This window comes from Pelomonas lactea, assembly GCF_043555885.1.
GTDB classification, from domain to species: Bacteria; Pseudomonadota; Gammaproteobacteria; order Burkholderiales; family Burkholderiaceae_C; genus Pelomonas; species Pelomonas lactea.
Window position 1 is genome coordinate 304,301 of sequence record NZ_JBIGHX010000003.1, and the last position, 24,895, is coordinate 329,195.

At 72.4% G+C, this 24,895-nt stretch carries 23 protein-coding genes; 9 read left to right on the plus strand and 14 right to left on the minus strand.

Annotated features, from left to right (window positions below):
- Positions 1–12 precede the first annotated feature (12 nt).
- Both flgC and flgB read right to left on the minus strand, forming a co-directional pair.
- The gene (flgC, locus tag ACG04Q_RS09915) at positions 13–429 is read right to left on the minus strand and encodes a flagellar basal body rod protein FlgC (RefSeq protein WP_394510742.1); all 417 of its coding nucleotides are present in this window, start codon (positions 427–429) and stop codon (positions 13–15) included.
- A 174-nt stretch (positions 430–603) separates the two neighbouring features.
- The gene (flgB, locus tag ACG04Q_RS09920) at positions 604–1,017 is read right to left on the minus strand and encodes a flagellar basal body rod protein FlgB (protein ID WP_394510743.1); all 414 of its coding nucleotides are present in this window, start codon (positions 1,015–1,017) and stop codon (positions 604–606) included.
- Positions 1,018–1,165: 148 nt separating this feature from the next.
- On the opposite strand from flgB, the gene flgA reads away from it, so the two are divergent.
- From flgA to ACG04Q_RS09935, 3 genes are all read left to right on the plus strand, one after another.
- Entirely contained in the window at positions 1,166–1,864 is a 699-nt protein-coding gene (gene flgA, locus ACG04Q_RS09925; RefSeq protein WP_394510744.1) for a flagellar basal body P-ring formation chaperone FlgA, read from the plus strand.
- 150 nt (positions 1,865–2,014) lie between these two features.
- A complete protein-coding gene (flgM, locus tag ACG04Q_RS09930) occupies positions 2,015–2,344 on the plus strand; it encodes a flagellar biosynthesis anti-sigma factor FlgM (protein WP_394510745.1) in 330 nt (109 codons plus the stop codon).
- Positions 2,345–2,347: 3 nt separating this feature from the next.
- Entirely contained in the window at positions 2,348–2,740 is a 393-nt protein-coding gene (locus ACG04Q_RS09935; RefSeq protein ID WP_394510746.1) for a hypothetical protein, read from the plus strand.
- 50 nt (positions 2,741–2,790) lie between these two features.
- Here ACG04Q_RS09935 and ACG04Q_RS09940 read toward each other — a convergent pair whose 3' ends face one another.
- The 7 genes from ACG04Q_RS09940 to ACG04Q_RS09970 all read right to left on the minus strand — a co-directional run bounded on the left by ACG04Q_RS09940 (position 2,791) and on the right by ACG04Q_RS09970 (position 11,961).
- On the minus strand, positions 2,791–3,222 hold the full coding sequence (locus ACG04Q_RS09940; protein WP_394510747.1) for a DUF1841 family protein: 432 nt from the start codon (positions 3,220–3,222) through the stop codon (positions 2,791–2,793).
- Positions 3,144–4,073 (minus strand): PEP-CTERM sorting domain-containing protein, encoded by a 930-nt coding sequence (locus ACG04Q_RS09945; RefSeq protein WP_394510748.1) that lies wholly within the window; start codon positions 4,071–4,073, stop codon positions 3,144–3,146. The genes ACG04Q_RS09940 and ACG04Q_RS09945 overlap by 79 nt, the downstream gene beginning before the upstream one ends.
- Entirely contained in the window at positions 4,070–4,711 is a 642-nt protein-coding gene (locus ACG04Q_RS09950; RefSeq protein WP_394510749.1) for a PEP-CTERM sorting domain-containing protein, read from the minus strand. Before ACG04Q_RS09950 ends, ACG04Q_RS09945 begins: the two co-directional genes overlap by 4 nt.
- 76 nt (positions 4,712–4,787) lie before the next feature.
- A complete protein-coding gene (locus ACG04Q_RS09955) occupies positions 4,788–6,182 on the minus strand; it encodes a patatin-like phospholipase family protein (protein ID WP_394510750.1) in 1,395 nt (464 codons plus the stop codon).
- A 111-nt stretch (positions 6,183–6,293) separates the two neighbouring features.
- Positions 6,294–7,772, minus strand: coding sequence for a TolC family protein (locus tag ACG04Q_RS09960; RefSeq protein ID WP_394510751.1), 1,479 nt, complete (start codon positions 7,770–7,772; stop codon positions 6,294–6,296).
- Positions 7,773–7,787: 15 nt separating this feature from the next.
- Positions 7,788–10,859 (minus strand): efflux RND transporter permease subunit, encoded by a 3,072-nt coding sequence (locus ACG04Q_RS09965; protein WP_394510752.1) that lies wholly within the window; start codon positions 10,857–10,859, stop codon positions 7,788–7,790.
- 10 nt (positions 10,860–10,869) lie between these two features.
- Complete coding sequence (locus ACG04Q_RS09970) at positions 10,870–11,961, minus strand: efflux RND transporter periplasmic adaptor subunit (RefSeq protein WP_394510753.1); 1,092 nt, start codon at positions 11,959–11,961, stop codon at positions 10,870–10,872.
- Positions 11,962–12,199: 238 nt separating this feature from the next.
- Here ACG04Q_RS09970 and ACG04Q_RS09975 point away from each other — a divergent pair, with 238 nt between their 5' ends.
- Positions 12,200–13,231: an AraC family transcriptional regulator gene (locus tag ACG04Q_RS09975; RefSeq protein ID WP_394510755.1), complete on the plus strand. Its 1,032-nt coding sequence runs from the start codon at positions 12,200–12,202 to the stop codon at positions 13,229–13,231.
- Between the two features lie 4 nt (positions 13,232–13,235).
- Here ACG04Q_RS09975 and ACG04Q_RS09980 read toward each other — a convergent pair whose 3' ends face one another.
- The 4 genes from ACG04Q_RS09980 to kefF are packed head-to-tail and all read right to left on the minus strand — an operon-like array spanning position 13,236 to position 18,182.
- Entirely contained in the window at positions 13,236–15,137 is a 1,902-nt protein-coding gene (locus ACG04Q_RS09980; RefSeq protein WP_394510756.1) for a protein kinase domain-containing protein, read from the minus strand.
- A complete protein-coding gene (locus tag ACG04Q_RS09985) occupies positions 15,121–15,687 on the minus strand; it encodes an ECF-type sigma factor (protein ID WP_394510757.1) in 567 nt (188 codons plus the stop codon). The genes ACG04Q_RS09980 and ACG04Q_RS09985 overlap by 17 nt, the downstream gene beginning before the upstream one ends.
- Positions 15,688–15,699: 12 nt before the next feature.
- Positions 15,700–17,535, minus strand: a complete 1,836-nt coding sequence (gene kefC, locus ACG04Q_RS09990; RefSeq protein WP_394510758.1) for a glutathione-regulated potassium-efflux system protein KefC — start codon at positions 17,533–17,535, stop codon at positions 15,700–15,702.
- Positions 17,532–18,182: a glutathione-regulated potassium-efflux system oxidoreductase KefF gene (gene kefF, locus ACG04Q_RS09995; RefSeq protein WP_394510759.1), complete on the minus strand. Its 651-nt coding sequence runs from the start codon at positions 18,180–18,182 to the stop codon at positions 17,532–17,534. The genes kefC and kefF overlap by 4 nt, the downstream gene beginning before the upstream one ends.
- A 51-nt stretch (positions 18,183–18,233) precedes the next feature.
- Between kefF and ACG04Q_RS10000 the strand changes: the two genes are divergently transcribed.
- Together ACG04Q_RS10000 and ACG04Q_RS10005 are read left to right on the plus strand one after the other, a co-directional pair.
- Positions 18,234–18,689 (plus strand): MaoC family dehydratase, encoded by a 456-nt coding sequence (locus ACG04Q_RS10000; RefSeq protein WP_394510760.1) that lies wholly within the window; start codon positions 18,234–18,236, stop codon positions 18,687–18,689.
- Between the two features lie 84 nt (positions 18,690–18,773).
- Entirely contained in the window at positions 18,774–19,679 is a 906-nt protein-coding gene (locus tag ACG04Q_RS10005) for a DUF808 domain-containing protein (protein WP_394510761.1), read from the plus strand.
- A gap of 28 nt (positions 19,680–19,707) precedes the next feature.
- On the opposite strand, the gene ACG04Q_RS10010 is transcribed toward ACG04Q_RS10005, so the two are convergent.
- The gene (locus tag ACG04Q_RS10010) at positions 19,708–21,198 is read right to left on the minus strand and encodes a Ppx/GppA phosphatase family protein (RefSeq protein WP_394510762.1); all 1,491 of its coding nucleotides are present in this window, start codon (positions 21,196–21,198) and stop codon (positions 19,708–19,710) included.
- Positions 21,199–21,259: 61 nt separating this feature from the next.
- On the opposite strand from ACG04Q_RS10010, the gene ACG04Q_RS10015 reads away from it, so the two are divergent.
- The 3 genes from ACG04Q_RS10015 (at position 21,260) to ACG04Q_RS10025 (ending at position 24,895) form a co-directional block, all read left to right on the plus strand.
- Positions 21,260–22,123, plus strand: a complete 864-nt coding sequence (locus tag ACG04Q_RS10015; protein WP_394510763.1) for a dienelactone hydrolase family protein — start codon at positions 21,260–21,262, stop codon at positions 22,121–22,123.
- Between the two features lie 63 nt (positions 22,124–22,186).
- A complete protein-coding gene (locus ACG04Q_RS10020) occupies positions 22,187–22,975 on the plus strand; it encodes a ZIP family metal transporter (protein ID WP_394510764.1) in 789 nt (262 codons plus the stop codon).
- A 207-nt stretch (positions 22,976–23,182) separates the two neighbouring features.
- Positions 23,183–24,895 (plus strand): methyl-accepting chemotaxis protein, encoded by a 1,713-nt coding sequence (locus ACG04Q_RS10025; RefSeq protein WP_394510766.1) that lies wholly within the window; start codon positions 23,183–23,185, stop codon positions 24,893–24,895.

Consider the following 24,895-nt stretch of genomic DNA (forward strand, 5'->3'; position numbering starts at 1 on the left):
GTTCCTCAGCGGTCAGGACTGACCGAGTTGCAGTGTCTTGAGCAGCAGGCTCTTGGCCGTGCTCATGACTTCGATGTTGTTCTGGTAGGAGCGCGACGCCGAGATCATGTTGACCATCTCTTCCACCGGGTTCACGTTGGAGTAGGTCACGTAGCCGTCGGCGTCGGCCTGCGGATGCTTGGGGTCGTGGACGCGGCGGCCGGGCGTCTGGTCCTCGGTGATGTTGGTCACGCGCACGCCGGCGTTGCCGCTGTCGTTGCCCGCGCCCATCAGCGCCGTCTGGAACACCACCTGCCGCGCCTTGTAGGCCTGGCCGTCGGGGCCGGCCACCGTGTCGGCGTTGGCCAGGTTGCTGGCCACCACATTGAGCCGCTGGCTCTGCGCGCTGACCGCGCTGCCGGAGACATTGAAGATCTGGAACATCGACATGGTTCAGGCCCTCCAGAAGCCATGGATGGAGCCGGCGCGACCGAGCAGACCGCGGCGGCGGTGCCAATCAAGGCGCAAAGCGGAGCAGTAGCCGCTGCTACTGCGAGCATTTGCAACGCAGGGTGGCACCGTTGCAGCGGGATGAGCAGGCGTGCGGGCTTCGTTCATGGCTTCTTAGCCCTGGTTGTGCGACTTCATCGCGTCCAGCGTCGTGCGCACCGAGCCGTTGATGAAGCGCAGCGTGGCCTCGTACTTCACCGCGTTGTCGGCGAAGCTGGCGCGCTCGCGGTCCATGTCCACGCCATTGCTGTCCAGGCTGGTCTGGCTTTGCAGCGCGTAGTCCTTGCCGCTTTCGCCGCGGGCGCCTGCCAGCGGCGCGATGTGGCCCCGCTGCGTCGTGGCCATGGCGCCTGGCGTGTTCACATCGCCCACGGCCTCGCGCAGCGCCTTGGCGAAGTTGATGTCGCGGGCCTGGTAGCCGGGCGTGTCGGCGTTGGCGATGTTGCTGGCGAGCAGGCGCTGGCGCTCCGCCCGCAGCGAGAGCGCCTGGGTCTGGAAGTTCAGCGAGTCGGTGAGTCGGTTCAACATCTGGGGCCCTCTTGCGAGGCGGCGAAGCGGGACGAGCTCCTGGCGCAAATTGTCTGAACCGGCCCCGAAAACATGAGCGGGATTAGCAAGGCCAAAGCCGGCCAATTCCGCCCTAGCGAGCGCTGCCGGCCTCTCTAGAGTGGCGGCCATGCTGCGTCGAATCACGTCCCTGTTGTGTCTGTCGCTGGCCGGGTGGCATGCCCAGGCCCAGACGGTGCTCGACCCGGCGCTGATCGAGCGCGTGCGCCAGCTCGCCGAGACGGCAGCCCGCGCCACTGCCCCGCCTGGCACCCGCGTGGCCGTGGAGACCGGCCAGCTGGACCCGCGCCTGCGCCTGGCGCCCTGCCAGCAGGTGCAGCCCTATCTGCCGCCCGGCATGGCCGCCTGGGGCCGCAGTCGCATCGGGCTGCGCTGCACCGATGGCGTGGCGCGCTGGAACGTGACGCTGCCGGTACGCGTGGCCGTCTACGGCCGCGCCGTCGTCGCCAGCGGCCCGCTGCCGGCCGGCGTGAATTTGTCTCAAGAACACCTGGCGCTGGCCGATATCGACATTGCCGCCGAACCCGGCGCCGTGTTCACCGATCCCGCCCAGCTCATCGGCCGTACGCTGGCCCGCCCGCTCGGCGCGGCGGACGCCCTGCGCGCGCCGGCGCTGAAGTCGCGGCAGTGGTTTGCCGCGGGCGAGACGGTGCAGGTGCTGGCCGTCGGCCCGGGTTTTTCGGTGGCATCGGAGGCGCAGGCGCTGTCCGCCGGCATCGAAGGCCAGGACGTGCGCGTGCGCTTCGACAGCGGCCGCATCGCCGCCGGCCGCGCCGTCGGCGAGCGCCGCGTGGAGCTGCCGTTGTGAGCAATGCGCCACACATCCCCGGGGTGAAGGCCCGAACTGGGCGGAAAAACCCGCCAATTCCCGCTCAAGTTTCTAGGCCCGGGGCCGATACAAGGGGAAACTCCCCTGCAATGCCCCCGGCGGGGCCCGCCCCGCACCCTGGAGAAGCTCATGAAGATCGGTAACAGCCCTGAGAGCGGCGCCCCGGCGAAAGCCGAGCAGCGCCCCGCGGCGCGCAAGCCGGAAAGCACGGCCACGACCGATGCCGCCCGCCCGGCGGCTGCGGCGCCAGCGCCCAGCGCCCAGGTGGCCATCTCCAGCGCCGCCAAGCTGGCGGCCAGCGCCGCTGGCAGTGACGACGGCAGCTTTGACGCCGCCAAGGTCGACCGCATCGCCAAGGCCATCAGCGAGGGCAAGTTCACGGTCAACGCCAATGCGATCGCGGACAAGCTGGTCGCAAATGCGCAAGAATTGCTGAGCGCGCGCGCCAACAAACACTGAACCATGACCGCCACCGTCTCGCCCCAAGCCCTCAGCGCCGAGCTGGAAGCGCCTCTGCTGGCCGTCGAAGCCGCGCTGAACCAGCTGGGTGACGCGCTGGCCCGCCGCGACGCGGCTGGCATCGAACAGCATGCCGCCGAACTCCACCAGCACCTGGCCCGCGCCGTGCAGAGCTTCGGCGAGGCCGCGCGCAGCGGCGGCGTGCCGGCGGCGCTGCGCAACCGCCTGGTGCGTGCCGGCGGCCTGCTGGCCGCGCAGCGCGAGACGCTGGCGCGCGGCAACGCGTCGCTGGACCGTGCGCTGGACGTCCTGATCCCCAGCGAACCCACCGGCCTGTACGGCGCCGGCGGCAAGGCCGAGCGGCGCAGCTTGGGCGGTGGCAGCTACACCGCCTGAATCGCCGCCATCTGTCAAACCAAGGCCACCCTCGGGTGGCTTTGTCGTTTCTAGCGGGTCGCCGCCTGGCGCACCTTGTCGAGGTAGGCGTGGCCGTCGGGCGGCAGGCCGCTGCGCTGCGAGGCCCAGATCATCTCGCCCAGTGCGTCCATCGCGACGTGGTGCGCCTCGTGGCGCGAGTTGCGCTTGGCGCTCAGCAGATCCACCGCCTGACGGATGCCCGAGGGCTGGTCGATGGCGTGCTGCTCCGTGATCGTCAGGTGCATGGACAGGTGCAGGAAGGGGTTGGTGCGCCCTTCCTCCACCGTGTAGACCTTCTCCAGCGCGCCGGCCTCGTCGGCCAGCTCGTCGTGGTACTCCGGGTGCTCGGCGATCCAGTCCGCGGCCAGCGCCTCCATCGGGATCAGCGGGGCGCCATCACGCCATTTGCGGTAGGTGGCGCAGAAGAAGCGCCGGACTTCGAGCTGGGACGGAGCAAACATGGGCCCGATTGTCGCCGCCAGGCCAGCAGGCCCAGGCCGACGGCCAGCAACAGCCATGTGCCGGGCTCGGGCACCGGGGCGGCGGAGAAGTCGTAGCCGCTCGCGCCCGTGGTGTTGAGTCCGGCCACCGACGGCAGCAGCTGGTAGCCGGCCGAGTGGCCAAAGTCGGCCCAGGCGGTGCGGCCCAGCCGGGCGTAGTCGCTGACCGAGGCGCCCACGGCCAGCATGCCGCTGAGCGAGATCGTGCGGCCGACAAAGGTGTCCAGCGTCAGGCTGAACACGCCCGTCGCGTCGCGGCTGGCGTCCCAGTTCTTGTTGACCTCGGCGAAGCTGCTCATGTCGCGCAACCGCACCTCGGCCACACCGTAGGCCGTCAGGAAGCCGCCGGACTCGAAACTGGGGTTGGACAGTGCGCCGGTGATGCTGAAGTTCACCGTGTAGCTGACCGGCGTGCCCACCGCCAGCCCGGCGCCGGTGACCGCGATGCTGTCGTAGAAGCGGCCCTGCACAGTGGCATTGGAATAGCCCTGCACCACGCGGTGGCCGGTCGCATCGCAGCAGTATGGGTAGCTGGACTCGGCGAAAGCGCGCAGCAGCCCCATGCGTCCCTCGAAATGGGCGCGGGCGGTGCCGCCACCGAAAGCGGCGCTGGTGTCCAGCGTCTGCAGCTGGCGCAGGCGCGGGTCGTCGCGCAGGTCCAGGTTGGGTGCTTCGCTATCGACGCCGTACACGGGGTAGAACGCGCTCGCGTTGACGAGCAGGTTCGCACTCAGCTGGCTGTCGATTGCCCGGGCGGGCAGGCTGACGGCCAGCAGCAGGGCGGCGCAGAACGCGCTGGCGGCGGCCCTCATGCGCGCCTCCGCAGGCGCAGCGTCAGCAGCAGGCCGCCGCCCAGCATCAGCGCCACGCTGCCCGGCTCGGGCACGGCGGCCACCTCCACGCGCAGCCCGGTGGGGCTCTGGGTGCTGAGGGTGTCGAAGGCCAGCACGTTGTCGCCCGCCACGAAGCCGCTGGCGATGCTGAAGCTGTGCCAGGTGTCGGCCTGGGCCACCGGCACGGCCGCCACGGGCACGCCGTTCAGCCAGATGCGCAGGCCGCCGTCGTCCGCCGCCCAGCGGCCTTGCAGCTGGATCTGGGCCTCGAAGCCGGCCTGTACCTGGAAGTGGGTCTCGTAGCGCAGCGCGTCGGTGACGCCAGGCTGGTCGCTGAAGCCGGTGCCGATGACCGGGTTGATCCAGCTGCTGACGGCGGTGTCCGGCACCCAGGCGCTGGTGTCGATGGGCGAGCCGTCGCCCAGGCGGGAGGCATAGGCGGTCGAGAACACGGCGTTGCCGACGATGGCGTAGTGCGGGTCGGCGGCGTAGCCGGCCAGCGGCGCGCCGGTGGCGTCGACGCCGGTGTTGAAGAGGCCGGTCACCGCACCGGTCTGGGCCGTGGCGGACGCCGCGGCGAGGGCGCTGGCAAGCAGCAGGGCAAGTCGGGCAGGCATGGGTGGGTCCTGGATCAGCGCCAACAGCAGCGCATCCGGACACACGCAATCGGCCGGCAAAACCGGCCATCTCAAGTTAGGGGGGCGTTGGCGACGGCTGGCCCAGCCGCTGCAGCGACGCCTGCAGCGCCCGGTAGGCCGGCGCCGCGCGCAGCGCCTGTGCGCCAGCCTGCTGCAGGTCCACAACGTCCCGGGCTTCGATGGTGAAGGCGGTGGGCACACGCAGCAGCGAGTGGCGCATCTTGTCGTCCGGCACGTCGTGCAGGCTGACACTGATGACGTGGATCTCGGCGTCCGCCGCGAACGGGCTGCCCGGCTGTCCCCGGGCACGGTCGATCTCGGCCCGCCAGCGCTGCGTGTCGTCGTTCAGCAGGCCCAGCGTGATCTCCGTCTCGCGCGAGCCGGCGCCGAAGATCAGCGTCTCCAGCACCTGGGTGGTCGTGGGCACGCGATCGCTGTTGTCCACGCGCTCGGTCAGGCCGCGCTCGGAGTTCACGGTGACCAGCACCAGCCGCCGGATGCTGCCGGGCTTCGCGTCGGCGAAGTTCGCGCTCATCGACCCCAGCGCCACCATGCGGTCCAGCATCAGCCGCACGCCGAGGTTGTCGGTCACGCCGCCGTCGACGAGGTGGATGAAAGGCTTGTCCTTGGCGTTGCGGTAGGCATCGGCGCTGCGTTGCAGCATGCGGCTGCGGAAGTCCAGCCCCGGCGTGTCGGCCGCCGGCGGCGCCGGGTGCGGGCACCTGTCGGCATGGTTGTGCACGGTGACCGGCGACAGCAGCAGCGGCACGGCGGACGACGCCGCGACGGCAAAGCTCAGCGGCGTGGCGTCCAGGTCGGAGCAGATGCGCTGGAACTGCTCGGGCGTGAAGTCGAAGGGGGCGCCGCTGGTGAGGTCGGTGGCGGTGATCATCAGCTCCGGCGCGCCGGGGCGGCGGCGCACATCCGCAAAGGTGCGCCCCTGGAACAACTCGTCGAAGCGCTGCGCCAGCACCTGGCTGCGGCCATACCAGGGCGACGTGAGCCGGTACAGCCGCGCCGGCCACAAGGCCTCGCGGATGAGGCGGCTCTCGAACGGCACGGCCAGGAAATCGGGCTCGAAGCGGTCGAGCGTGGCGTCGCCGAAGGCGGCGAAATGCGCCGCCAGGATGCTGCCGCCGGACACGCCGCTGATCATGACCGTCTGGTCCAGCAATGTGGTCGAGTGACCGTCCAGCGCGAAGCCCGTGCCCTTCAGTTCACGCAGCACGCCCAGGCCGAAGGCCGCCGCGCGGGCGCCGCCGCCGGACAGGGTGACGGCCATCATGACCGGCTGGCTGGGCGGCGGTGGCGCCGGCCGCGATGCAGGCGCACTGGCGCTGGCGCTCGCCAGCGGCGGATTGACCCAGGGCCGGTAGCTGGAACAACCGGTCAACAGCACCAGGGCCAGCGCCGCCCCGCAACTCGCGCCCCAGCGCTTGCACGACCTCATCACGTCCTCGTCTCGTTGGCTTGCTGCCGACATCATCACCGCCCGGCCTTGCGGCGCCGTGACGCCGGGCCGCGCAAACCCTGGGTGGGCACCCGGCGCGTGATGGCTGCCTTATGGCGACGGTGGTAACGGCGACAACGACGACAACGGCGGCTGCCAGGCCGCCAGCGCCAGCTGCACCTGCGCATAGGCGCCCAGCGTGCGGGCCTGCTGGTCGAGCTGCTGCTGGGCGGCCGTGAGCTGTTGCTGGCGCGAGGCCAGGGCGGTGGCGGCAGGCTCCAGGCCGAGGGCTTCGCGCCGCTGGGTGTAGCGCAGCGCCTGGTCGGCCGCCTGCAGCGCCGCCTGGGCCTGCTGCCAGGCCTGCCACTGCGCCTGCCAGCCGCGCAGGGCGGTCTCGCCTTCGGCCAGTGCGGTCAGCACCGTCTTCTCGAACTGGGCCCAGGCGCGTTCGTTGCCGGCCTTGGCGGCGGCGGTCTGGGCGGCGCGGCGGCCGCTGTCCAGCCAGTCCCACTGCAGCATCGGCCCGGCAGCGTAGCGCAGGGCGTTGGCCTGGCCGAGGTTGCCGGTGGTCTGCTGCAGGCCCAGCGTGGCGGCCAGCGACAGGCGGGGCAGGTAGGCACGTTCAGCCAGCACCTGCTGGCCCAGGCCGGCGCGCAGCAGGGCATCGGCGCGGGCCACATCCGGCCGGCGGGCCAGCAGGTCGGCGGGCACGGTCAGCGTGGCGTCGTCCGGCACGTCAGGCAGCGGGGCGCTGGCCTGCAAGGCCTGCAGCGCGGCGCCCGGCCTGGCGGGAGACTCGCCCACCAGCACCGCCAGCGCGGCCCAATCCACCGAGGCCTGTGCAGCCCAGCCCGCCTGTGCCGCCCGCAGCTGGGCCAGTTCGGCGGTGGCGGCATCGGCCTCGCGCGGGTCGGCCAGGCCGGCGCGGGCGCGGGCCTGCAGTTGAGCCAGGCGCCGTTCGGCCACCGCCTGCTGTTCGGCCGCGAGCTGTCGGGCCTGCTGGGCGTGGCGCAGCGCCACGTAGCGGCTCACCACCTCGGCCTGCACCAGGGCCTGCGCGCCGCGGGCATCGGCGGCTGCCGCGTCCGCGTCACGCTCGGCTGCGGCCTGCGCGGTGCCGGCGCGGCCGAACAGGTCGATCTCCCAGCTCAGCACCTGGCCCAGCGTGACCAGCCGCTGTTCCGGCGGGCGGGGCAGGCCCTGGCGATAGGGGTCGACTTCGGTCAGCGCGGGCCGGGTGGCCTGGGCCTGCACGCCCAGGCTGCCCTGCGGTCGGGCCTCTGCCTGCACGGCGCCGGCGCGGGCGCGGGCTTCGCGCACGGTGGCCAGCGCGGCCTGCAGGTCCAGGTTGCGGGCCTCGGCCTGGGCGACCAGGGCGTCCAGCGCCGGGTCGCGCAGGTCGCGCCACCAGGGGCGGCCGGCTGCATCGGGGCTGAGGTTGCGCCCGGCGGCGGCGGGCAGCGCGCCGTCATGGCGGGCCTGCAGCGTGGGCAGTTGAGTGCCGGGGGGGACGGCGGCGCAACCGCTGAGTGCCAGGGCCAGCACGAGGGCGGAGAGCGTGAAGGCGCGGCGGTGAAGGCTTGCGTTCATGAGGGGTGTCCGGGTTCAGGCCGTCGTGGGGAGGTTGGCGCGGCCGGGGGCGGGCACGCGGTAGGCGACGGCATAGAGGGCGGGGATGAGGCCCAGCGTGATCAGCGTGCCCAGGGCCAGGCCGCCCATCATCACGACGGCCAGGCTGGTCCAGACCGCGCCGCCGAACAGGTACAGCGGCACCAGGCCCAGGATGCAGACCATCTTGGTCATGACGATGGGGCGCAGGCGCTTGGCCGCCGCGTCCTCGATGGCGTCCGGAGCCGGCATGCCGCTGGCCCGGGCCTCGTCGATGGCGTCCAGCAGCAGCACCGCGTTGTTCACGATGATGCCGGCCAGGGCCAGCAGGCCGAGCGTGCCGACGAAGGTCAGCGTGGTGCCGGTGAGCTTGAGCGCGATGGCCGCGCCGATGCTGACGAAGGGAATGCTGGCCAGCACGATGAGGCTCTTGCGCAGGCTCTCGAACTGCCACACGAACAGCAGGAACATCGCCACCACGCAGGCCGGCAGCAGGGCCGAGATCGCGCCATTGGCGCTGGCGTTCTCTTCGATCTCGCCGCCCAGCGCGATGCGCACCTTGCCGGCCTGCTGCAGCGCCGAGGTCTCGGTGGCGACGGCGTCGGCCAGGGTCTGGGCCGTCCAGCGGGCGTGCTTGGCGGTGATGGTGACCGTGCGCTCCTGGTTGAAGCGCTGCAGCACCGAGGGCTGGGCTGCGAGCTGTATGTCAGCCACCTGGCCGAGGGGCACCGTGCCGCGGCCGTCGGCGCGCTGCAGCGTCGCGGCGCGCAACTGCTCCACGCGGTCGCGGGCCTCGGCACCGCCGCGCACCACCACCGGCAGCAGGGTGTCGCCCTCGCGGAACTGGGTGACGGCCTGGCCCGCCAGCAGCAGGTCCAGCTGGGCCGCGATGTCAGCGCTGGACAGCCCGGCCGCGGCCGCCTTGAACAGGTCCACCTGCACGAGCAGCTGCGGGATGGCCCGCTCGGCATCGCTGCTCAGCTCGACGATGTCGGGCAGCTGGCGCAGCGCCTCGGTGAGCTTGGCCGCCGCGGCGTGGTGCGACTGGCCATCGGCGCTGGACAGGCGGAACACCGCCAGGCCCGACTCGGCCGAGCCCATCGAGAAGCGCTTGGGCTCGAAGCGCACCTCCGGGAACAGGCGCGGCAGCTCGGTGCGCAGCTTGGTGAGCGCCTCGTCATGGCTGATGCCAGGGGCCAGGCTGAGCACGGCATAGGCGCGATGGGCCGCCGGCGTGGGCGGGTTGAGCGCCAGGATGAAGCGCGGGCCGCCGTCGCCCACGTAGACCGCCTGGCTCTGGATCTCGGGGAAGCGCTGCCTGTCGGCCAGCGCGGCCGAGATGCGGCCGGCGGTGGCCAGCGTGGTGTTGCCGCTGCTGTCGGGCGCGAGCTCGATGCCCATCTGCAGCTGGCGGCGCTCGGAGGCCGGCATCAGCTCCGACGGCACATGGCCGAACAGCCAGCCGGCCGCCACCAGCAAGGCCACCATGCTGCCGATGTAGACCGTCTTGTGGCCCAGCACCCAGCGCACCTTGCCGCGGTACCAGCCGGTCAGCGCCTCGACGGCGCGCGCCGTGCGGCTCAGTTCGGCATGGTGGTGGGCAAAGCGCTGGCACAACAGCGGCGTGACGGTGACCGCCAGCAGCAGCGACAGCAGCAGCGCAATCGCCATGACGATGCCCATGCTGCGCAGGTACTCGCCGGTCTCGGTCTGGCTGAGCACCAGCGGCAGGAAGGTCAGGATGATGGCCAGCGACGACACCAGCAACGGCACGAACATCGTGCGGCCGGCCTCGGCGGCGGCTTGCTCGCGCGGTTCGCCCAGCGCGAGGCGGCGCTCCATGTCCTCGGCCACGACGATGGCGTTGTCCACGAACAGGCCCAGCGCAATGATGATGGCGCCGATGGAGATGATGTGCAGGTCGATGGACAGCAGCTTCATCACCACCAGACTGCCGAGCACCGTGGTCGGCACGATGGCGCCGACGATGAGGCCGGTGCGCAGGCCCAGGAACAGCACCACGATGCCCATCACGATGACCGTGGTCTCCAGGAACACCTGGCCCACCTGCTTGAGCTGCTTGCCGACGACCTGGGCCTGGTCGGTGATGGGCACCAGGGCCATGCCGGCCGGCAGTTGGCTCTCGAGCTGCGTGATCTCGTCGCGCAGCCGGTCGGCGAAGCTGATGACGTTGAGCCCGGCATCCATCGAGACCGCGAGCACTGCGGCCGACTGGCCGTCGACGAAGGCGCCCGTGCTGGCCGGGTCCAGCGGCAGGCGCTCGACGCGGGCGAGCTGGCCCAGGGGCATCCAGCCGCCCTTGGGCAGGGCCACGGGCGTCTGCGCCAGGGCCTTGAGGCTGGCCGCGTCACCACTGACCTGCAGCGACAGCTGGGCACCACCGGCCTGCACGAAGCCGGCCGGCGCCACGATGTTGCGGCGGGCCAGGGCGTCGGCCACGGCGCTGGGGGCCAGGCCTTGCGCGGCCAGCGCCGGCAGGTCCAGGCTGACCTGCACCTGCTCGTCACGCAGGCCGTGCAGGGTCACGCGCTCCACACCGGGCACGTGGTAGAGGCGGTCGCGCATCAGGCGGGCCTGCTCGCGCAGCTCGCCGGGCGTGTAGCCGGTGCCGGTCAGGCCGACGGTCAGCACGGCCACGCGGCCGAACTCGTCATCCACCAACGGGCCGACGGCGCCTTGCGGCAGGCGCGGTTGCACCTCGGCCAGCCGGTTGCGCAGGCGTTGCCAGATGGCGGGCAGGGTCTGCGGGCTGACCGTGGGCTCCAGTTCCACATAGCTGAACGCGAAGCCGGGGCGCACCGTCGTCTTGACGCGCTTGACCTCGGGCAGGGTCTGGATGGCTTCTTCGGCGGGGCGGGCGACGAGCTGCTCCATGCGCTCGACCGAGGCGCCCGGCACCAGCGTGAGCACGGTGGCGGTGCGGATGGTGATCTGGGGCTCTTCGGTGGACGGGAAGTCCAGCACCAGCCACAGGCCGGACAGCACCAGCAAGAGGGCGGCGAGAAAGGCGAAGCGCGGTCGCTTCAGGGCGTAGGCGGTGATGCTCATGGCCCCTCCTTCAGCGCAGACGGCTCACGGGCGTGACCGCCTGGCCGGCCACCAGCGATTGCGCACCGGCGAGCACGACCTGGTCTCCCGCCTTCAGGCCGCTGCGCACCTCGACCTGGTCGCCCTGCAGCGCGCCCAGCATCACTTCGACCCGCTCCGGCACGGCGCTGTTGGCCGGCAGTCGCAGCACCTGCCCCTGGCTGGGGCGGGCCGCGTCCATCTGCACCGCACGCAGCGGTACCAGCAGGGCCAGGGCCGCCGGGTCGCGCGGCCACAGCTGCACCGACACCGCCTCACCGGTCGGCCAGGTCTCGGGCGCGCTCACCAGCACGCGGCGGCTGCCGCCGGCTTCCAGGCGGGACGACAACTGCAGCACGCGCGACTCGGCGCTGCCGGACGGCCCCTGCAGGGCCAGCGTCTGGCCGGTCGACAGCGTCAGCGAGCCCGGCACGGTCAGCCAGAGCTCGCGGCCGCGGCCTTCCAGCCCGACCACCACCGTGCCGGCGCCCACCGCCTGGCCCACTTCGAGCTGGCGCAGCGAAACACGGCCATCGAAGGGGGCGCGCAGCTCGGTCTGGCCCTGGTTCCATGCGGCGGCCGTGCGCTGGGCCTGGGCGGCGGCGAGGGCTTCCTGCGCGGCCTTGACCTCGGCCTGCACGGCCGTCCATTCGGCCTCGGTGGCCGCACCACTCTCGCGGGCGGCCTGCAGGCGCTGCTCGCGGCGCCGGGCCTCGTCCAGCAGGGCCTGCAGGCGGCGGCCGTCGGCCTCGATGCTGGCGAGCTGGGCCTGTTGGGGCGCGGCGTCGATGCGCGCCAGCAGGTCGCCGCGGCGCACGGTGGCGCCCACGTCCACCCGCACTTCGCGCACCACGCCGGGCACGGCGAAGGCCAGTTCGGCCCGCTCGCGGGCACGCACCTCGCCAGCAAAGGCCAGGCCGCCGAGGGGCGCCTGCTGTACGGGGGCGACCAGCACGGGTCGGGCCGCTGGCGCGACCGGCGGCGGTTCGTGGGGGTTGCAGGCGGCCAGCAGCCAGGCGGCGCCGAGCACGGCGGTGACGGCGGCGGGTCGGCGGGCGAAAGCGGGGGTGAGGTTCGTGGGCATGGCGGGTCCGGGCGATGGCCGGGGTTGCGATGGAGCGGCACTCTAGGGACCGAGGTTCCCTTTGGAGGGAACCGATTCGGCCACCTTGGGTACATTTCTGGACGCTCTGCCGCCCGTGCTGCATGACAGCCGCGTGACCCATGATGTACTCAAGCAGAAGATCCCCTCGGTGGTCTCGCCGTGCCAACGCGCTGCGGTGCCGCTGGGGCTGTACCGGCCACGTCACCACACCGTCCTCATGAACGAGCCCACTGCTACCACCGACCGCCGGCACCACGCCAACCTCGTGCCCAGCGTTGCGCGCGCGCTGCTGGCGCTTGCCGAGGACCGCGGCCTGCCTGCCGAGCGCCTGTGCCGGGGCCTGGGGCTGAGCGCCCACGGCCTGACCCAGCCGGACGCGCTGGTGTCGCACCAGCAGACCCGCGCGCTCATCCTGCGCGCCCAGCGCATGCTGAGCGAACCGTCGCTGGGCCTGGCGGTGGGCGCGCGCGAGACGCCGATCTCCTGGGGCCTGGCCGGCCTCGCGATGCTGACCTGCGAGACGCTGGGCGAGGCGGTGCACTACGGCCTGGAGCGCCAGACCGAGGCCGGCTCCATGCTGGAGCACCGACTCGTCTTCGACGGCCCGCGAGCCCACCTGATGGTGACGCCGCACGTCTTCGATGTGGAGACCGAGGCCTTCCTCGTCGAGGAGACCTTCGCCGGCGCCGTGGCGGTGGTGCGCGCGATGGTGGGGCCGAGCTTCCGGCCGGTGCAGGTGGACCTGGCCTATGTCGACGAGGGGCATCGCCGCCTGCACGAGCGCTTCTTCCGGTGCCCGGTGCGCTTCCAGGCCGACGAGCACCGGCTGACCATCGAGACCCGCTGGCTGCAGGCGCGGCTGCCGGGCTACGACCGCATCACCAGCGACCTGGTGCGCCAGCAGCTCAACCAGCTGCTGAGCATCCCCATCGGCCAGGACGACCTGCTGGAGTCAGTGGCCAGCCGGCTGCGCCACGGCCTGCACGAAGCGCCGCGCCAGGGAGAGATGGCCGGGCAGATCAACGTCAGCGACCGCACGCTGCGGCGGCGGCTGGCGCAGCGCGAAACCAGCTTCCGCGAGCTGCGCGACAACACCCGCCTGGCCCGCGCCCGCGACCTGCTGGCCAACACCGACCTGACCATCGCCGAGGTGGCCCAGGCGGTGGGCTATGCCGACGCGCGCTCGTTCCGCCGTGCCTACAAGCGCTGGACCGGCGAGCTGCCGACCGCGGCGCGGTCCAAAGCCTGATCAGCTAGCGCGGCGCCGCACAGCCCGGCAACCCCGCCTCGCTAGCCAGCGCCTGCGCGGCCGTGGCATCCGCCGCGCAGCGTCGCGCGATCAGCGCCCGCAGCGGCTGGCGCAGGAAGGCCGCGCGCAGCCCGGTGCTGCCGCGCAGCAGTTGCAGTGCCTGTGCCTCGTCGGTGGGCGCGTCGACGAGGCTGGCGCGGTGCAGCAGTTGGCGGGCGTGGTCGCTGGCGATGTAGGGCTGCGCGTTGACGACCAGCGCCAGCGCGCGGTCCACCGATGCCAGCGCGTCGTCGCGCCGCCCGGCCGCGGCCTGCAGTTCGCTGAGCGCCAGCCAGGTGGCGGCATGGCCGCTGTCGCGTGGCGCATCGGCCGCGTAGCGCGCCAGCGCCTGGCGCAGCAGCGGCTCGCGTTCGGCGGCGTCGGCGCCCTGCAGCTGGCGGAGGTCGTGCCAGGCCAGCCACCATTCGGCGCGCACCAGGCCGTGGGGCGGGAGCGCGCCGTCCAGTTCGGTGAGCAGCGCGCCAGCGGCCGGCGCGTTTTGGGCGGCCAGCAGCGGCCAGGCCAGGCTGAGACCGGCCGCCTGTGTGCGCGCGTCCCCCAGGCCCAGGCGGCCTTTCAGCAGGCCGTAGCGGCGCTCGCCCAGCGCGCGGCTGCGGCGGGCGTCGCCGAGGTAGTCGTGCAGCGTGGCGGTGATGCGCAGCAGCTCGTCTGCGGTGTCGGGGTCGGTGGGCAGCAGCGCGTCGATGCGGCGGGCCCGCTCGTCCAGCAGGCGGCGCAGCGCGGCTTCGGGCTGGGCGGCGTCGGGGGCGCGGCGGTCCAGCGTCTTGAACAGGTCCAGCAGATAGCTGTTGGCGGCCTCGGCGCGGCGGGCTTCGCGGCGCGCGCTGTCGGCCTGCCAGAGCGCGGCAGCGGTGCCCAGCAGCAGCGCCGCCGCGCCCAGCAGCGGCCAGCGCTGGCGGCGCAGGAAGCAGGCCAGCCGGTAGCCGGGCGAGCGCGGCAGCGCGCTGACGGGGCGGTGGTCCAGCACGCCGTGGATGTCGGCCGCCAGGGCCTCGACGTCGGCATGGCGGTCGGCCGGGTCCGCGGCCTGGGCGCGGGCGATGACGGCATGCAGCGCGCGGTGGCGCTCGGGCACCAGCGCCGCCAGCACGCCGCCCAGGCCCCAGACGTCGGTGGCCACCGTCAGCGCCTCGCCGCGCTGCTGCTCCGGCGCCGCGGCGCCGGGCGTGAAGGCGCGCGGCCCGGCGCTGTGCAGCAGGCGGGCGATGCCGAAGTCCAGCAGCTTCACGCGGCCGTCGTTGCCGACGAGGATGTTGGCGGGCTTGAGGTCGGCATGCAGCACCAGCCGCGCGTGGGCGTGGCGCACGGCGTCCAGCACCTGCAGGAAGGCGATGAGCCGCTCGCGCAGCGGCCGCCCGGCCAGTGCCTCGTGGATGGGCCGGCCGTTGATCCACTCCAGCGCCAGCCAGGGCTGGCCGTCGTCCTCGCCGGCGTCGTACAGCCGTGCGATGTGCGGGTGCTCCATGCCCAGCAGCAGCGCCTGCTCGTCGCGCAGCCGTTCGCCCAGCCGCTGGCCCGGGTGCGGCAGCTTCAGCGCGACATGCCGGCCGGCCATGGGCCCGGTGACCTGGGCCGCGCCCCAGACCTCGGCCATGCCGCCCGCGCCGATGCGCTCGATGAGGCGGTAGGGGCCGATGCGCTGGCCGGGCTGCGCCAGGGAGGGCGGCACGATGGCCGGCAGCTCGGCCGCGCCGTCATGGGCCCGCAGCAGCGCGCGCAGTGGCGTGGCGATGTCTTCGGGCTGGGCGGCCAGCCAGGCCTCGCGCTGCTCGGCCGGGATGTCCAGCGCGGCGTCGAACGCGGCCGACAGCCGCGGCCACAGCGCCGGGTCAATCGGCGTGGCCATCCAGCTGCACCAGCAGAAAGGCGCGCGCCTTGGCCCAGTGGCGACGCACGGTGCGCTCGGCCAGGCCCAGCGCCTCGGCCGTCTCGACTTCGGTGTAGCCGCCGTAGAAGCGCAGCTCCACGAGGTGGGCCAGTTGCGGCTCCAGCGCGGCCAGCGCGTCCAGCGCGGTGTCCAGCGCCAGCAGCCGGTCGGCATCGGCCTCGGGCGTGGCGGCGTCCACCAGCGCGGTGTCCCAGCTCAGCGCCTGCCAGTCGCCGCCGCGCGCCTGGGCGTGGCGGCGGCGCAGGTGGTCGATGACGATGTGGCGCATCGCCTTGGCGGCCAGCGCGTAGAAGTGGCGCCGGTCCACCAGCGGCGCGGCGGGCGACTGGGCGAGGCGCAGAAAGCCCTCGTGCAGCAGCTCCTCGGTGGCGAGGCTGGGCGCGCCCGGGCCGCGCAGCCGGGCGCGGGCGATGCGGCGCAGCTCGGGGTAGATCAGCGGCCAGACGGCTTCGGCGGCCGTGGCGTCGCCATCGCGTGCAGCCTGCAGCAGGGCAGTCAGGTCGGCCATGCGGCAGCGGCCTCAGCTGTCCTGCCGGTCCCAGCCGCCCCGCTGGGCGCGGCGGTGGGCTTCCTCGGCCTCGCGCTCGGCAGCCATCTGCTGCTCGAACTGCTGGCGGCCCAGCTTGGCGGCGGCGATCAGCGCGTTCTCGTCACCCTGCAGCGGCACCATCTGGTTCAGCACCTCGATGTTGTGGCGGCGAAAACGCATGGCCTGGCGGCGCGCGGCGTGCGGCTCCATGCCGGTCAGCTCCAGCACGCTGCGGGCGCTCATCAGCGCGGCGTCGAAGGTCTCGCGCTCGATGTGGCGCACGCCGGCCTCGTGCAGCTGGTAGTAGTGCTGCACGTTGCGCGCGCGGGCCACCAGCGTGAGCTGGGGGAAGTGCTCGCGCGCCAGCTCGGCGATCTCCACGCTCTGCGCGATGTCGTCGATGGCGATGACGAGGATGCGCGCCGTCGCGGCGCCGGCGGTCTTGAGCATGTCCAGCCGCGTCGCGTCGCCGTAGTAGACGGTCCAGCCGAAGCGGCGCAGGCTCTCGATGGCCTCGGAGTCGTGGTCCAGCACGGTGGCCTCGACGCCGTTGGCGCGCAGCATGCGGGCCACCACCTGGCCGTAGCGGCCGCTGCCGGCAATGATGATGGGCGAGGGCGGCGGCGGTGCGGCCTCGGCGCGCTTCTTGAGGCCGCGGCGCGCGAGCTTCTGCGACATCAGCCGGTCCCCGCCGGTCAGCAGCAGCGGCGTCAGCGCCAGCGACAGCGCCACGGCCGCCACCAGCGCCGAGTTCTGCGCCGCGTTGATCATCCCCTCGCTCTGCGCGAGCTGGAACACGACGAAGCCGAATTCGCCGCCCTGCGCCAGCAGGATGACAAAGGCCGGCCGCTCGACCAGCGGGATCTTCATCGCCTTGGCCATCAGCGCCAGCACGACGATCTTGCAGCCCAGCAGCGCGAGCACCAGCGCGGCCACGAAGCCCGGCTGGGCGGCCACGGCCTTCAGGTCCAGCCCCATGCCCACGGCGATGAAGAACAGGCCCAGCAGCAGCCCCTTGAAGGGCTCCAGGTCGGTCTCCAGCTCGCGGCGGTATTCGCTCTCGGCCAGCAGCACGCCGGCCAGGAAGGCGCCCAGCGCCATCGACAGGCCCACCAGCTGCATCAGTGCCGCCGTGCCCAGCACCAGCAGCAGCGCCGCGGCGGTGAAGATCTCGGGCGTCTTGCTGTGGGCGATCCAGCGCAGCGCCGGGCGCAGCAGCAGGCGGCCGCCGAACACGATGACGACGATGGCGCCAACCGCCTTGGCCGCGGCCAGCCAGGTGCGGCCGTCGCCGTCGCCGTGCGCACCGCTGAGCGCCAGCACGGGCACCAGCGCCAGCACCGGGATGGCCGCGATGTCCTGCAGCAGCGCGACGGACAGGATGCTCTCGCCGGCCGTCGTGCGGCCCAGGTTGCGCTCGGCCAGCACGGCCAGCGCGACGGCGGTGGACGACATCGCCAGGCCCAGGCTGACGACCACCGACAGCCGCCACGGATAGCCCAGCGCGAGGCCCACCGCCGTCAGTGCGGCGGCGCAGCCCAGCAGCTGCACGCTGCCCCAGCCGAAGATGGGCCGGCGCATGGCCCACAGCCGCTTGGGCTCCAGCTCCAGGCCGACGAGGAACAGCATCAGCACGACGCCCAGCTCGGCCACCTCGGGGATGGCGGTGGATTCGGGGATGAGACCCAGCACGGCCGGGCCGATCAGCAGCCCGGCGACGAGGTAGCCGAGGATGGACCCCAGCCGCAGGTAGCGCGCCAGCGGCACGGCCAGCACGGCCGCGGCGAGGAAGACAAGCGGCAGCTGCAGCCAGGCGCCGTGGCTCATTGCGCACCTCCCAGCGTCGAGAACAGCGCGGGCCGCTCGTCCAGCGCGACGGCCTCCTCGTCGCCAACGCCGCGTTCGACGGCGGTGTCGCACCAGTCGGGGAAATGCTGCAGCCGTTTGACGAACAGCGCCGCGTGGGCCTGGATGTCATCGTCCGTGGCGCGGTGGGCCGCGTGCAGGATCTGCGGGTGCAGCCAGTTCATGCCGCAGGTCCGGGCCGACTGCTGGTAGGGCAGCAGGAAGTCGCCGATGGGGTGGTGGTTGTGCCCGCCCGGCGCGTAGGCCTCGACGCCGCCGCCGGTGGAGGCGACCAGCCAGCAGTCCTTGCCGTGCAGCGCCGTGCCGCCCGGGCCATAGGCCCAGCCCAGGCGCGGCACCTCGTCCCACCACAGCTTCTGCAGGGCCGGCATGCTGTACCAGTAGATGGGATGCAGCATGACGACGAGGCGGGCGGCTTGCAGCGCGCGCTGTTCGGCCTCGACGTGGATGTGGAAGTCGGGGTAGAGGCGGTAGAGGTCGCGCAGCTCGACACGGTCTGCGGCGGGTGAAGCGCGCAGCGCGTCGAGCACGGCGCGCGTGGTGTGGGAGCGGCCCAGGTCGGGGTGGGCGGCGAGGACGAGGATGTCGCGGGCGGTACTGTCAGGCATGGCCGGCTAGGGTAACTTCCCCGCACGACCGCTCCCATCTGGCTCACCCGAATGCGCACCTTCGACACCCTCGCCGACCTGCAACCCCTGATCGGCCAGCCGCTGGGCCACAGCGACTGGATCACCGTGGACCAGGCCCGCGTCAACGCCTTCGCCGAGGCGACCGAGGACCGGCAGTGGATCCATGTGGACCCGGAGCGTGCCCAGGCGGGCCCGTTCGGCGGCCCCATCGCGCACGGCTTCCTGACGCTGTCGCTGATCCCGTACTTCTTCGAGACCGGCTTCGCGGTGCGCGAGACGCGCATGGTCGTCAACTACGGCCTGAACAAGGTGCGCTTCACGGCGCCGGTGCCGGTGGGCAGCCGGCTGCGCGCGGCGTTCCGGCTGCTGGCGCTGGACGACGTGGCCGGCGGCGCGGTGCAGCTGACGGTGGAGGTGGCCGTGGAGGCCGAGGGCGCGGCCAAGCCGGTGTGCGTGGCCGAGAGCCTTGCGCGGCACTATCGCTAGCCTCTGGGGGGAGTGGGCAGGGTGCGGCGGGCTCGGCGCAAATAGCCAGCTAGCATCGCGGCCTCTCCAATCCTTGCCTGCCCCATGGCCTCCAGCCTGCTAGTCCTGCTCGACGACATCGCCACCATCCTCGACGACGTGGCGACCATGACCAAGGTCGCCGCCAAGAAGACCGCCGGCGTGCTGGGGGACGATCTGGCGCTGAACGCGCAGCAGGTCACCGGCGTCAACGCCGACCGCGAGCTGCCGGTGGTGTGGGCCGTGGCCTGGGGGTCGATGCTGAACAAGGGCATCCTGGTGCCCGCGGCCCTGGCGATCTCGGCGTTTGCGCCGTGGGCCATCACGCCGCTGCTGATGCTGGGCGGCGCCTTCCTGTGCTTCGAGGGCTTCGAGAAGCTGGCGCACAAGTTCCTGCACAGCGCCGAGGAGGACCAGGCCCATCACGACGCCCTGGTGCAGGCCAATGCCGACCCGCAGGTGGACATGGCGACCTTCGAGCGCGACAAGGTCAAGGGCGCCATCCGCACCGACTTCATCCTCTCCGCCGAGATCATCGTCATCGCGCTGGGCACCGTGGCCACGCAGCCGCTGCAGACGCAGCTTGCCGTGCTGGTGGCCGTCTCCATCGCGATGACGGTGGGTGTCTACGGCTTCGTGGCCGGCATCGTGAAGATGGACGACGCGGGGCTGTGGCTGTCGCGCCGCGCCGGCGCGGCGTCGCAGGCCATCGGCCGCTTCCTGCTGGCCGCCGCGCCGCGGCTGATGAAGCTGCTGACGGTGCTGGGCACGGCCGCGATGTTCCTCGTCGGCGGCGGCATCCTGGCGCATGGCATCGCGCCGTTGCACCATGCCATCGAACACCTGGCGCAAGGCCAGGCCTGGCTTGTGGCCGCGCTGATCGAGAACGGCGCGAACGCGCTGGTGGGCGTTGTGGCGGGCGCGCTGGTGCTGGCCGCCGTGACGGCCGTGCAGAAGCTGCGCGGGCGCTGACGGCGCCGGCCGGAGCGGCCCGCCGCGCTCAGGCGATCACCAGCTCCAGCGCGCCGCTGCGCGCCCAGGCCTCGGCCTCTTCCTTCAGCAGGAAGCGCGTGCGCGCCTGGCCGGTGGACCAGCTCTTGGGACAGTGCAGCGTCAGCCGCTTGCCGTCTCGCGTCAGGCGCGGGTGGCCGGCCGGGGCCGTGCGGGCGTGGCACAGGATGACGGCCAGCCGCAGCGCAACGAGCGGGTCCAGCAGGCCGGCCTCGGCCACCTGCGCCTCCACCTTGCGCAGGCCGCCGCGCTGGCCCAGCGCCAGCGCGGCCAGGCGCTGCAACTGGTTGGTCGAGAAGCCGGCCGCGTCGACGTGGCCGATGATGTAGGCGCTGTGGCGGTGGTGGTCGTGATGCGACACCAGCATGCCGATCTCGTGCAGCGCCGCAGCCCAGCGCAGTTCGCGCAGCGGCTCGGGCAGCGGCTTGTCCACCAGCTGGCGGTACAGCCGCTCGGCCTGGCCGGCCACGCGTTCGGCCTGCGCCACGTCCACGCCGAAGCGTCGCTGCAGCTCGGCCACCGACGCGGCGCGCGGATCGCGCGCGGCGCTGGGCTGCAGCCGCTCGGCCAGGTCGAAGATGACGCCCTGGCGCAGCGCACCCTTGGTGGGCAGCAGTTCCTCGATGCCGAACTGCGTCAGCAGCGTGTAGAGGATGCACAGGCCGCCGGCGACGACGGGGCGGCGGTCGTCCTTCAGGCCCGGTATCTGCAGCTTGTCCTGCGAGCCCGCAGCGAGGCACTGTTCGATGCACCAGCGCAGCGCGGCCGGCGTGATGCGGCCATCGGTCTGGCCCGTGGCGGCCAGGATCTGCGACACCGCGCCCACCGTGCCCGACGAGCCCAGCGCCTCCTGCCACAGCTCGGGGCGGAACAGCGTCAGCGCCTCCTCCAGCTCGGCGCCCGCCGCCACCTGCGCGGCGCGGAACGACTCCTCGGTGTACTGGCCGTCGGCAAAGAAGCGCAGCGATAGGCCCACGCTGCCGACGCCGAAGGACTCGGCCAGCACCGGCTTGCGGCCCTGGCCCAGGATCATCTCGGTGGAGCGGCCGCCGATGTCGATGACCAGGCGCGGCTTGTCCGACGGCTGCAGGCGGGCGACGCCAGCAAAGATCAGCCGTGCTTCCTCGCGGCCGGCGATCACCTCGACCGGATGGCCCAGCACGGCCTCGGCGCGCGCGAGGAAGGCGTTGCGGTTGCGGGCCTCGCGCAGCGTCTGCGTCGCGACGGCGCGGATGCGCTCGGGCGGGATGCCCGCCAACTGCTCGCCGAACCCCTTCAGGCAGTTGAGGCCGCGCTCCATCGCGGCCTCGGTCAGCATGCCCTGCTCGTCCAGCCCGGCCCCCAGCCGCACGCTTTCCTTGATGTAGCTGACGCGCTGGTAGCGCTCGCCGCTCAGCCGTGCCAGCTCCAGGCGGAAGCTGTTGGAACCGATGTCGATGGAGGCCCAGATCTGGCCGGCGGAATCAGGGCGCTTCGTCATGGCGGCGGATTGTCGCGGCAAAATTTGACGCCCCTTCGTAACCGCCCCTCCCGGAGCCGCCATGTTGAAAGACGACATCGACAGCCTTGCGCCCAGCCGCGACTTCAGCCGCCGCAGCTTCGTGCAGACCACCGTGGGCAGCGGCTTCGCGGCGGCCGTGCTGCCGGTGTCGGCGCAGACGCTCACGACCGACACCGCGGGGCTGGAGGCCGGCAGCATCGTCATCCCCGTGGGCGAGTTCAGCATGCCCGCCTACCGCGCCCAGCCCGCCGGCGGCAAGAACCTGCCGGTCGTGCTGGTGGCCAGCGAGATCTTCGGCGTGCATGAGCACATCGCCGACGTGTGCCGGCGCTTCGCCAAGGCGGGCTATCTCGCCATCGCGCCGGAGCTGTTCGTACGCCAGGGCAATGCCGGCGCCTACACCGAGGCGGGCAAGCTCATCGCCGAGGTCGTCAGCAAGGCCGGCGACGCGCAGGTCATGGCCGACCTGGACGCCACGGTCGCGTGGGCCGCGGCCCATGGCGGCGATACGGGCAGGCTGGGCATCACCGGCTTCTGCTGGGGTGGCCGCACCACCTGGCGCTATGTGGCCCACAACCCGCGCGTCAAGGCCGGCGTGGCCTGGTACGGGCCGGTGGCGCGCAGCTACCACCCGGGCGACAAGACCATCGTCGAGCTGGCCGCCAGCATCAAGGCACCGGTGCTGGGCCTGTACGGCGCGGCGGACGGCGGCATCCCGGTCGACACGCTGACGCAGCTGGAGGCGGCGCTGAAGGCCGCCGGCAACCTGAAGAGCGAGGTGGTCGTCTACCCCGACACGCCGCATGCTTTTTATGCCGACTACCGGCCCAGCTACCGCAAGGCGGCGGCCGACGACGGCTGGGCCCGCTGCTTGGCCTGGTTCCGCAAGAACGGCGTGGCTTGACAGCTCTGCTAGGCTGACGAGGTCGGGGCCGTACACCAACGGCCCCGTTTCATTGCTGCTTCCATGACTCTCCTCTACATCGTGCTCGCCACCTTCGCGGGCGGGCTGCTGTCGGTGCTCGTTGCCGCGAGCCTCACCGTCGGCGTGCTGACGCGCCTCGTCAAGAGCCTGGTCAGCCTGTCGGCCGGCATCCTGCTGGGTACCTCGCTGCTGAACGTGCTGCCCGAGGCCTTCGAGAGCCACACGGCCCAGCCGCAGACGCTGTTCGCCGTGCTGCTGGCGGGCCTGCTGTTCTTCTGGCTGCTGGAGAAGGTGGAGCTGTACCGGCATGTGCACCACCACGAGGGCGACGGCCACCACCACCACCACCACTTCGACGCCGAACAGGCCGGCCGCGGCGGCCTGACCGTGCTGGTGGGCGACAGCATCCACAACTTCTGCGACGGCGCGATCATCGCGGCGGCTTTCCTGGCCGACACGCGGCTGGGCTTCGCCACGGCCCTGGCCATCGTCGCGCACGAGATCCCTCAGGAGGTGGGCGACTACATCGTGCTGCTGAACGCCGGCCTCTCCCGCGCCAAGGCGCTGCTGTTCAACGCGATCTCGGGCATGGCCTCGGTCGTCGGCGGCGTGCTGGGCTATTTCCTGATCGGCAGCTTCGACGGCGTGCTGCCCTACCTGCTGGTGCTGGCGTCCAGCAGCTTCATCTACATCTCGGTGGCCGACCTGCTGCCGCAGCTGCAGCAGCGCCTGGCCTGGCGCGAGACCTTCGCCCAGGTGGCCTGGCTGGCCGTGGGCCTGGGCGTGGCGTTCGGCGTGTCGGCGCTGCTGCACGGCTCGCACACGCACTGAACGCACACTGAACGCGCAGGGGAAGCCCCGCCGGCTCGATGGCGCGCGAACACGGCGTTCGCGGTCGTCGAAGCGAGACTGCCTTCCAGCGGCGCGATCTCGCTGCCCATGCTTCAAACCGTCGCTTTGTGTGCTGCAGTGCACTAAAGTTTTTTGACAGCGCAGTCATGCCTTGCCTAGAGTGAACCGGTCACTAGGGAGGACAAGATGGACTGGATCAAGCAAGTTAGGGTCGGCCAGCGGCTGGGCCTGGGTTTCGGGCTGGTGCTGCTGCTGCTGGCGGCGGTGGCGCTGCTGGGGCGCGCCAGCCTCGGCCAGGTGGCGGCCGGGTTGGAAACGGTCTATCTGGACCGCACCGTGCCGCTGGCTCACCTGGGCGACATCAGCCGGCTGACGATACGCAACCGCTTCCTGCTGGCCGACATGATGCTGAAGCCGGAACCTGCGGTCATCGAGAAGCACACCGCGGAGATGGGTGCCAACATCAAGGCCATCGACGACCTGCTCAAGCAGTATCTGGCGACCCACCTGACGCCGGACGAGAAGCAGCTGGCCGACCGCTTCGTCGCCGCGCGCACGGCTTACGCGCAGCAGGGCCTGGCGCCGGCGCGCGCCGCGCTGCTGAAGGGTGACCTGGAGGCCGCGCGGGCGCTGTACGACGGCAAGGTGGCCGAGATGGCGCCGCAGGTGGCCTCTGCGCTGTCCGATCTGCAGCGGCTGCAGGTGCGCGTGGCGCAGCAGGAGTTCGAGGCCGCGCAGGCCGTGCAGCGCCGCGCCGGCTGGATCACACTGGCTTCGGCGGTGTTCGCCATCGCGGTCGGCGCGGCGCTGGCCTGGCTGATCACGCGCTCCATCACGCAGCCGGTGGCGGCGGCGGTGCGACTGGCCGAGGCGGTCTCCGCCGGCGACCTGCGTCAGCGCTTCGCGGTGCAGGGGCGCGACGAGATCGCGCAGCTGCTGCGCGCGCTGGTGACGATGAACGAGAACCTCGTGCAGATCGTCAGCCAGGTGCGCCACAGCTCCGACTCCATCGCCACCGGCTCGTCCGAGATCGCCAGCGGCAACGCCGACCTGTCGCAGCGCACCGAGGAGCAGGCCTCCAGCCTGGAGCAGACCGCGGCCTCCATGGAGCAGATGAGCGCCACGGTGAAGCAGAACGCCGACATCGCGCGCACGGCCACGCAGCTGGCCACCAGCGCCAGCGGTGTGGCCATCCAGGGTGGCGAGGTGGTGGGCCGGGTCGTCAGCACGATGGACGAGATCACGGCCAGCTCGCGCAAGATCGTCGACATCATCGCCACCATCGACGGCATCGCGTTCCAGACCAACATCCTGGCGCTGAACGCCGCCGTCGAGGCGGCGCGCGCCGGCGAGCAGGGCCGTGGCTTCGCGGTCGTCGCGGGCGAGGTGCGTACGCTGGCGCAGCGCTCGGCAGAGGCCGCGCGCGAGATCAAGGGCCTGATCGGCCAGAGCGTCGAGAAGGTCGATGCCGGCTCGCAGCTGGTGGCCGAGGCCGGCAGCACGATGGGCGAGATCGTGGCGCAGGTGAAGCGCGTGGCCGACCTGATCGGCGAGATCGACGCGGCCAGCGGTGAGCAGGCCAAGGGCATCGGCCAGGTCAGCGAGGCGGTCAACCAGCTGGATCAGGTCACGCAGCAGAACGCCGCGCTGGTGGAGGAGTCCGCCGCCGCGGCCGAGAGCCTCAAGCACCAGGCGGCCCGGCTGGCCGAGGTGGTGGGGCAGTTCAAGCTGGATGCGGGTGCGCCCGTGCCGCCCGCCCCGCCAGCGGCGCGCCGTGTACCCACCGCGCCCGCCGCACCCGCCGCGCCGCGCGTGGCGGCGCCCCGGCCGGCGCCCCGGCCCGCCGCCGTGGCGCCGGTGCGCGCGAGCGACGAAGCCGGGCAGTGGGAGAGCTTCTGA

What these genes read in the sequence shown, in the direction of transcription:
- ACG04Q_RS09935 (WP_394510746.1), top strand. Translation starts at nt 2,348, where the DNA reads ATGACCGCCACCGTCTCGCCCCAAGCCCTCAGCGCCGAGCTGGAAGCG.
- kefF (WP_394510759.1), bottom strand. Translation starts at nt 18,182, where the DNA reads ATGCCTGACAGTACCGCCCGCGACATCCTCGTCCTCGCCGCCCACCCC.
- ACG04Q_RS09965 (WP_394510752.1), bottom strand. Translation starts at nt 10,859, where the DNA reads ATGAGCATCACCGCCTACGCCCTGAAGCGACCGCGCTTCGCCTTTCTC.
- flgB (WP_394510743.1), bottom strand. Translation starts at nt 1,017, where the DNA reads ATGTTGAACCGACTCACCGACTCGCTGAACTTCCAGACCCAGGCGCTC.
- flgA (WP_394510744.1), top strand. Translation starts at nt 1,166, where the DNA reads ATGCTGCGTCGAATCACGTCCCTGTTGTGTCTGTCGCTGGCCGGGTGG.
- ACG04Q_RS10015 (WP_394510763.1), top strand. Translation starts at nt 21,260, where the DNA reads ATGTTGAAAGACGACATCGACAGCCTTGCGCCCAGCCGCGACTTCAGC.
- ACG04Q_RS09955 (WP_394510750.1), bottom strand. Translation starts at nt 6,182, where the DNA reads ATGAGGTCGTGCAAGCGCTGGGGCGCGAGTTGCGGGGCGGCGCTGGCC.
- kefC (WP_394510758.1), bottom strand. Translation starts at nt 17,535, where the DNA reads ATGAGCCACGGCGCCTGGCTGCAGCTGCCGCTTGTCTTCCTCGCCGCG.
- flgC (WP_394510742.1), bottom strand. Translation starts at nt 429, where the DNA reads ATGTCGATGTTCCAGATCTTCAATGTCTCCGGCAGCGCGGTCAGCGCG.
- ACG04Q_RS09975 (WP_394510755.1), top strand. Translation starts at nt 12,200, where the DNA reads ATGAACGAGCCCACTGCTACCACCGACCGCCGGCACCACGCCAACCTC.
- ACG04Q_RS09960 (WP_394510751.1), bottom strand. Translation starts at nt 7,772, where the DNA reads ATGAACGCAAGCCTTCACCGCCGCGCCTTCACGCTCTCCGCCCTCGTG.
- ACG04Q_RS10020 (WP_394510764.1), top strand. Translation starts at nt 22,187, where the DNA reads ATGACTCTCCTCTACATCGTGCTCGCCACCTTCGCGGGCGGGCTGCTG.
- ACG04Q_RS10005 (WP_394510761.1), top strand. Translation starts at nt 18,774, where the DNA reads ATGGCCTCCAGCCTGCTAGTCCTGCTCGACGACATCGCCACCATCCTC.
- flgM (WP_394510745.1), top strand. Translation starts at nt 2,015, where the DNA reads ATGAAGATCGGTAACAGCCCTGAGAGCGGCGCCCCGGCGAAAGCCGAG.
- ACG04Q_RS10010 (WP_394510762.1), bottom strand. Translation starts at nt 21,198, where the DNA reads ATGACGAAGCGCCCTGATTCCGCCGGCCAGATCTGGGCCTCCATCGAC.
- ACG04Q_RS10025 (WP_394510766.1), top strand. Translation starts at nt 23,183, where the DNA reads ATGGACTGGATCAAGCAAGTTAGGGTCGGCCAGCGGCTGGGCCTGGGT.
- ACG04Q_RS09980 (WP_394510756.1), bottom strand. Translation starts at nt 15,137, where the DNA reads ATGGCCACGCCGATTGACCCGGCGCTGTGGCCGCGGCTGTCGGCCGCG.
- ACG04Q_RS09970 (WP_394510753.1), bottom strand. Translation starts at nt 11,961, where the DNA reads ATGCCCACGAACCTCACCCCCGCTTTCGCCCGCCGACCCGCCGCCGTC.
- ACG04Q_RS09940 (WP_394510747.1), bottom strand. Translation starts at nt 3,222, where the DNA reads ATGTTTGCTCCGTCCCAGCTCGAAGTCCGGCGCTTCTTCTGCGCCACC.
- ACG04Q_RS10000 (WP_394510760.1), top strand. Translation starts at nt 18,234, where the DNA reads ATGCGCACCTTCGACACCCTCGCCGACCTGCAACCCCTGATCGGCCAG.
- ACG04Q_RS09945 (WP_394510748.1), bottom strand. Translation starts at nt 4,073, where the DNA reads ATGAGGGCCGCCGCCAGCGCGTTCTGCGCCGCCCTGCTGCTGGCCGTC.
- ACG04Q_RS09985 (WP_394510757.1), bottom strand. Translation starts at nt 15,687, where the DNA reads ATGGCCGACCTGACTGCCCTGCTGCAGGCTGCACGCGATGGCGACGCC.
- ACG04Q_RS09950 (WP_394510749.1), bottom strand. Translation starts at nt 4,711, where the DNA reads ATGCCTGCCCGACTTGCCCTGCTGCTTGCCAGCGCCCTCGCCGCGGCG.